The sequence below is a fragment of the Streptomyces sp. PA03-1a genome, from assembly GCF_033792805.1.
In the GTDB taxonomy this organism is placed as follows: Bacteria; Actinomycetota; Actinomycetes; order Streptomycetales; family Streptomycetaceae; genus Actinacidiphila.
Genome location: NZ_JARAVO010000356.1, coordinates 1 through 6782 on the forward strand (window position 1 = coordinate 1; position 6782 = coordinate 6782).

Annotated in this window: 7 protein-coding genes and 1 pseudogene; 6 read left to right on the top strand and 2 right to left on the bottom strand. The window is 74.5% G+C overall.

Annotated features, from left to right (window positions below; translation table 11 throughout):
- Positions 1-505: 505 nt before the first annotated feature.
- The gene (locus PV341_RS42640) at positions 506-1915 is read left to right on the top strand and encodes a GH1 family beta-glucosidase (protein WP_500360675.1); all 1410 of its coding nucleotides are present in this window, start codon (positions 506-508) and stop codon (positions 1913-1915) included.
- A gap of 141 nt (positions 1916-2056) precedes the next feature.
- Positions 2057-2188 (top strand): hypothetical protein, encoded by a 132-nt coding sequence (locus PV341_RS42645; protein WP_500321711.1) that lies wholly within the window; start codon positions 2057-2059, stop codon positions 2186-2188.
- A 42-nt stretch (positions 2189-2230) separates the two neighbouring features.
- Here the strand turns inward: PV341_RS42645 and rsgA are convergent, their stop codons facing one another.
- Together rsgA and PV341_RS42655 are read right to left on the bottom strand one after the other, a co-directional pair.
- On the bottom strand, positions 2231-3352 hold the full coding sequence (rsgA, locus tag PV341_RS42650) for a ribosome small subunit-dependent GTPase A (RefSeq protein WP_500360677.1): 1122 nt from the start codon (positions 3350-3352) through the stop codon (positions 2231-2233).
- A 231-nt stretch (positions 3353-3583) separates the two neighbouring features.
- Positions 3584-4648, bottom strand: a complete 1065-nt coding sequence (locus PV341_RS42655; protein WP_500321714.1) for a hypothetical protein — start codon at positions 4646-4648, stop codon at positions 3584-3586.
- Between the two features lie 297 nt (positions 4649-4945).
- Here PV341_RS42655 and PV341_RS42660 point away from each other — a divergent pair, with 297 nt between their 5' ends.
- The 4 genes and pseudogenes from PV341_RS42660 to PV341_RS42675 all read left to right on the top strand — a co-directional run.
- Positions 4946-5263, top strand: coding sequence for an LPXTG cell wall anchor domain-containing protein (locus PV341_RS42660; RefSeq protein ID WP_500321716.1), 318 nt, complete (start codon positions 4946-4948; stop codon positions 5261-5263).
- Entirely contained in the window at positions 5260-5892 is a 633-nt protein-coding gene (locus tag PV341_RS42665) for a class F sortase (RefSeq protein ID WP_500321718.1), read from the top strand. The genes PV341_RS42660 and PV341_RS42665 overlap by 4 nt, the downstream gene beginning before the upstream one ends.
- A 77-nt stretch (positions 5893-5969) precedes the next feature.
- Positions 5970-6488, top strand: a complete 519-nt coding sequence (locus PV341_RS42670; protein ID WP_500360678.1) for an RNA polymerase sigma factor — start codon at positions 5970-5972, stop codon at positions 6486-6488.
- Positions 6472-6782, top strand: a pseudogene (locus PV341_RS42675) (hypothetical protein); the annotation flags it as partial. The gene PV341_RS42670 and the pseudogene PV341_RS42675, both read left to right, overlap by 17 nt.

Sequence of the window (6782 nt, forward strand, 5' to 3'; positions counted from 1 at the left end):
TGGATGTTTTTTTTGCCTGGAAATTTTTTTATGAGTCAGGTCAGTGCGGGCCTGCGCTCTGTTCATCCGGGGTCGGTGGCGCGTCGGCGCACTCCCCCAGCCTTCGGCCGGGGGACCCCCACAGCGCTCGCGGTTTACCTCCACATCGTTCGGCACCGGGTCCGCCGCTCGTCGCTTCCGGGCGCACCCCGGCACACCCCCTTCCGTCGTATGGGCGCATGACGGCCGGTGAGGGGTGAGTGAGGCACCTTCGGCAACCCCGGACCGCCTTCTGAACCCCCACCGGCCGTTAGTCACCCCAACCGGCAGGAGGGGGTGTGGCGGGGTGCCCCCATGGGGGTCCCCCCGGCCGAAGGCTGGGGGAGTGCGCCGGCGCGGCACCGACCCCGCAACGACCGCGCGAGGTGGTCACTGACCGCGCCGGGCAATCGGGAGGGCGGGCGGACGCCCACCGCGGGCGCAAACGACCCGCACACAGCAACGGACCGCACACAAGGAGCCCCGGATGACCACGACCGCAGCCCGGACGACCAACGCCCTGCACACGACACCGGCCTTCCCCGAAGGGTTCCGGTGGGGCGCCGCCACCGCGGCCTACCAGATCGAGGGCGCCGCCGCCGAGGACGGCCGCACCCCCTCGATCTGGGACACCTTCAGCCGCACGCCCGGCAAGGTGCGCAACGGCGACACCGGGGACATCGCCGCGGACCACTACCACCGCATGCGCGAGGACGTCGCGCTGATGGCAGAGCTGGGCCTCACGGACTACCGCTTCTCCGTGTCGTGGCCGCGCGTGCAGCCGACGGGCCGGGGCCCGGCCGTGCAGAAGGGGCTCGACTTCTACCGCGCACTGGTCGACGAGCTGCTGGACCACCGCATCCGCCCCGTCCTGACCCTGTACCACTGGGACCTCCCGCAGGAGCTGGAGGACGCCGGCGGCTGGCCCGCGCGCGGCACCGCGGAGCGCTTCGCGGAGTACGCGGGGCTCGTCGCGGACGCGCTCGGTGACCGGGTGCCGTTGTGGACGACGCTGAACGAGCCGTGGTGCTCGGCGTTCCTGGGGTACGCGCAGGGCGTGCACGCCCCGGGCCGGACGGAGCCGGAGGCGGCGCTGCGGGCGGCCCACCACCTGCTGCTGGGGCACGGCCTCGCGGTCGGCGTGCTGCGTGAACGGCTCCCGGTACCGGCCCAGGTGTCGCTGACGCTGAACCTCGCGGCGGTACGTCCGCACACCGGGAGCGCCGCCGACCAGGACGCCGCCCGGCGGGTCGACGCGCTGGCCAACCGGATCTGGCTGGACCCGGTGTTCCGCGGCTCCTACCCGCGGGACCTGCTGCGGGACACGGCCGCGCTGACGGACTGGTCCTTCGTGGCCGACGGTGACCTGGCGGTGATCTCCCGTCCGGTGGACGTGCTGGGCCTCAACTACTACGCCCCGACCGTGGTGGCCGCGGGCGGCCATGCGGGGCCGTCGCCGTGGCCGGGGGCCGAGGGGCACGTGCGGTTCGTCCCGGCGCCGGGGCCGCGGACGGCGATGGACTGGCCGGTGGACGCCGACGGGCTGCACGAACTCCTGCTCCGCCTGCGGGACGAACTGCCGGACACGCCGCTGCTGGTCACCGAGAACGGCGCCGCGTACGACGACTACGCCGACCCCGAGGGCGAGGTCCACGATCCGGAGCGGATCGCGTACCTGCGCGCGCACCTGGCCGCGGTGCACCGGGCGATCGCGGACGGTGCCGACGTCCAGGGCTACTTCCTGTGGTCGCTGCTGGACAACTTCGAATGGGCCTACGGCTACGGCAAGCGGTTCGGCGTGGTGCACGTGGACTTCGCGAGCCAGCGCCGTACGCCGAAGGACAGCGCCCGCTGGTACGCCGGGGTCGTCGCCCGGGGCGGCCTGCCGTCGACATGAGCCGCACATGCGGACAACTCGGGTCGCAGAAACGCGAGTTGGGCCGCACGGCGTGTGAGACGGTACGGCCACGGGAAGGTCACGTTCGGACATCGAAGGTGAAGGTGCGGTAAAACGCGCCCCGAACGGGCTGGAGGAGCCATGGTCTACTCGATCGTCCTCGGCATCGTCATCGTCACACTCGGCCTCGGCAGCATCGTCTACACCTTCTGGCACGAGGGCAGTCCGCTGACCTTGCGCCGCAGCGGCGAACGCCACAACGGCGCCGGATGACCGCCGGCCCGGCTCCCCGCCGGGGAGCCGGGCCGGGTCCGGTCAGTACACCTTGCGGTGGCCGCCGCCGCGCTTGCGCTCGTACATCTCGCGCCCCGCGGCGGAGCGCAGCTTCCACTCGCGGCGCATCTCGGAGCGGAGCCGGGCGTCGGTGCGGGAGGCGATCCACGCGTTCTCGCGGAGCAGCTTGCGGTAGCTGTCCAGCCGGCGGTGGGTCAGTACGCCGTCCTCCAGGGCGGCGAGGACCGCGCAGCCGGGCTCGGAGTCGTGCGAGCAGTCGGGGAAGCGGCACTCCCCGGCCAGCGCCTCGATGTCGGAGAACGTCCGGGTGAGACCGGAGTCGGCGTCCCACAGCCCGACGCCGCGCAGCCCCGGGGTGTCGATGACCACCCCGCCGCCGGGCAGCGGCAGCAGGTCGCGGGTGGTCGTGGTGTGCCGGCCCTTGCCGTCGCTGTCGCGGTTGGCCTGCACCTCCTGGACCTCGCGGCCCAGCAGGGCGTTGGTGAGCGTGGACTTGCCCGCGCCCGACTGCCCGAGCAGCACCGACGTGGTGCCGGCCAACGCCATCGCCACCTCCGGCACGCCCTGGCCGGTGGCGGCGCTGACGACCAGGACCTCCACGCCGGGCGCCGCGCCGCGGGCGTCGTCCAGCAGGTGGCCGGGGTCGTCGACGAGGTCGGCCTTGGTGAGGACGACCAGCGGCTGCGCGCCGCTGGTCCACGCCAGGGACACGAAGCGTTCGAGCCGTCCGAGGTCGAGTTCGGCGGCGATCGACACGGCGATGACCGCCAGGTCGACGTTGGCCGCCAGGACCTGTCCCTCGGAGCGCTTGGAGGAGGTCGAACGGACGAAGGTGGTGCGGCGCGGCAGCAGGGCGCGTACCGCGGGACCGGTCGCCGGCGTCTCGTCGACGGCGGCCCAGTCGCCGGTGCAGGCGATCCCCATGGGGTCGCGGGTGAAGACGTCCTCGGTGTCGGCACGGACGGCCTTCAGGCCGCCGGAGCCGTCGGGGAGGACGACGTCGCACAGCCCGCGGTCGACGCGGACGATGCGGCCGGGTGTGAGTCCCCGCTCCGCGTGGACGGCGAAGTCGGAGTCGAATGAGGAGTCCCAGCCGTAGGCGGTGAGCGCGGTGGACGGCTGCGGGACGGATCCGTTGGTCAACGGAGGAGAGCCCTTCGGGAGGGCGGTCGCGCGCGGCTGTGCCGTCGGGTGCTTCGCGACGGGCAGGGTCAGCCGGCGACCGCTGAGGTGGGGGTGATGATCTTCTGGATGGGGGCAGCGCCCAGCTCGACGGCAGTCATCGTTCCAACACCTCCCGGTTTGCCCGCGGTCCGACGGCGACACCTTAGCCGGTGCTCCGGGAGACCCCGCAACCGGTTTTCCGCGGACGGCTCACGCCGTCTCGGCGTACCGCTCCCCCGCGTACTCCCGCACCACCGGGACGACGGCCTCCGCGCCGCCGGGCAGCCGGTCCAGACGCACCAGGGCGAAGGCCTTGTGGCCGTCGACCAGGTAGGAGGGGTTGCTGTCCGGACGGCTGCCCGGCAGCGGCCACACCACCAGCCAGGGGCGGGTGTCGGTGGTGGTCGGCGGTCGGCCGACCGTGACGGCCGCGATGTCCTTCCAGGAGAAGAACGACTCCTCGCCGGTGACCTCGCGCATGCCGATCCCGGCGGGCCCCACGCGCAGCCGCAGCGGCTTGCGCCAGCGCCGGTACGAGCGGCCCGTGAGGACCCAGCAGCCGATCGCGCCGAGCGGACCGAAGGCGCCGAGGGGCACGGGGCCGGTGAAGCCGCCCTGGACGAGTTCCCAGAACGAGTAGCTGAAGACGACGGCGAGCGCCGCCCAGACCAGGACCCAGGTGCCGGCGCGCCGGGCGTCGACGAACTGCCGCTCCCCGCCGGGCACGCGCGATTCCGGCCCCGACACGGTCACCGGGATCGGCGGGCGCACGGCCCGTGGCGCGGTCTCGAAGGCGGCGCCGCCGTGCTCGGCGAGCGCGGCCGTCAGTTCCCGGACGCTCTGGTCGAGGTCCTCGCAGTCGACGAGCGTGTAGCGCAGCCGGTCGTCCCAGGTGCGGTCGGGCTTGCGGGGGAACGTGACGCCGGGCGCCGTCCAGAGCGTGAGCCGCGGCTTGGGCGGTGTGGTGGTCTCGCTGTCCTCACCGGTGTTGGGGAGGTGCCACAGGGAGACCGCCTCGATCTGCTCCCAGGCGAGTTCCGCGTCGTGCAGCGTGATGCCGAACGCGTCGACCCGCAGCCGGAACGGCTTCCGCGCCCTTCGCAGGTCCCTCGCCCCGTTCCACGCCCCCACGGCCGCCAGGAACCCCAGGAACAGGGGGCCCGTCGCGCTCCGCGAGGCGACCAGCCACACCAGCGCCAGCGCGACCGTCGTCAGACCTCCGATCAGCCACCGCCGGCCCCGTCTCCTGAGCGTCCGCTCTACCGTGAACTCCACCGTTCCCCGCCCCCTTTGACGTCCCCCACCGGATCTCATGATGCGTTCGCCAGGGCCTGCGGCTGCTGCCGTGAGCTGGGTGTTGCCCAACCGTGACGCCCGGCCGGACGGCGGCTCCGGCCGGTCGCCGCCGCGTCGCCCGCCGTTCACCGAGGGTCCCGCGAGGAGCTCCCGAGGGCGACTTTGCCTGTTCTTTACAACCCGCCTCCGGGCCGCCTCGTCTCTCCGCGCGATCAGTTGCCACCACCCGCCCGTGCCCCACCGGGGGCAGGGCGGGGTGACGAAGGAGAGCGATACATGCGCAGCAGTGTTCTCACCGCCGCGGCCGTCGCGTGCGCCGCGGTGCTGGCGGGGACGGCGCCCGCGTTCGCCGACGGGCCGAGCGCCCGGCCCGCCCCGGCGCGGAGCGCCGCGCCGAGCGAAGCGCCGTCCGCGGTGCCGTCCCCGCGTCAGGTCGACCGGGTGCCGGCGGGTGCGCCCGACACCGGCGTGCAGTCCCCGGCCGGCGCGCACGGGCCGGACGGCACGGTGGTGGCGGCGGCCGGGGGCGGCCTGCTGCTCCTGGCCGGCGGCACGTTCGTGGTGACGCGGCGCAGGCGCACCACCGCCGGATGACCCCGGGGGCGAGGTGGGCCGCGGTCCTGGCGGCCCTGGCCGCGCTGCCCTGGGCGGGCGGGTGCGCGGGCGGCTCCGGTGACGGTCCCGTCGCCGCGCCGCCCGTCGTCTCCGCGCCGCCCGCGGCCGCACCGACGCGCCCGTCCCCGCCGGCCCCGCTCGCCCGCTCGGTCCCGGTACGGCTGAGGATCCCGGCGATCGGGGTCGACACCCCGGTCATGGAACTGGGGCTGGCCCCGGACGGCACGGTGGAGGTCCCGCCGGTGGCGCGTCACTCGCCCGCCGGCTGGTACCGCCACTCCCCCACGCCGGGACAGCTCGGCCCGTCCGTGCTCCTGGCCCACGTCACCGTCGGCCGGTTCGGCGACGGGGTCTTCCGCGACCTGGCACGGCTGCGCCCGGGCGACCGGGTCGTGGCGGGGCTGCGGGACGGCGCGTCGGCGGAGTTCACCGTGGACCGGGTGCGGACGGTGGCCAAGGCGCACTTCCCGGCCCAGGAGGTCTACGGCGACGTGGACCGCCCCGAACTGCGCCTGATCACCTGCGGCGGCCCCCGCACCGCCGACGGGAGCGGATACCGCGACAACGTCGTGGTGTTCGCCTCCCTGACCTCGGGGGACCGCGACTAGCGGCGGCCGGGCCGGATGGCGGTGCGCCATCCGGCCCGGCCGTGCGGTGGCACGCCTGCGGCATGATGAACGACGGAATGTGGAGAGTGTTGAAACGGTCTTCCCGGGACGAAGCGGCGTCCGAGCTGTTCGCCGCCCTCTACCCCCGCCTGGCCGGCTGGTGCCGGCGGCTGGTCGACGACGACGAGACGGCCCACGAGATCGCCTCGGAGGCCTTCACCCGGCTGTGGGCGCGCTGGACGAGCGTGGACGAACCCCGCGGCTTCCTCTACGTCACGGCGGCCAACATCGTGCGCGACCACTGGCGGAAGGTGGAGCGCGAACGCCGGGCCGTGCGGCGCGCCACCGCGGAGGTCCTCGTCGACGGTCAGGGCGAGGGACGCGACGGGCAGACCGACCCTTCGGTGCGGATGCTCGTCCAGTCGCTGCCCGAGCGGCTGCGGGTGCCCATCCTGCTGTACTACTACGCCGACATGCCGGTCCGGGAGGTGGCGGCCGCGACGGGGCGGAAGGAAGGAACCGTGAAGGCCGACCTCCACGCGGCCAGGGAAATGCTGCGAGCCGGACTGAGGAGAAGCCTTGATCACACCCATTGAGGGCCCGGACGAGGAACGGGACCCGGAGCTGAGCGCCCTGCTGCGGCCCGGCACGGTCCTGCTCGGGCCGCCGCCCGGCCGGTTCCGGGAGGTCCGCCGCGTGGCGGCGCGGCGCAGGCTGCTGCGGGCCGCCGCGGGAGCCGGGGTGTCCCTGGCGGTGGCGGCGGTCGTCGCCGTGCCGCTGCACCTGCTGTCCGCCCCGGGGCAGGGCCCCGGGGTCGGGCCGGCCGTGCCCGCGGTGTCCGTCCCCCCTGCGGCCGACCCGCCGCCCTCGCCGCGCCCCACCACGTCACC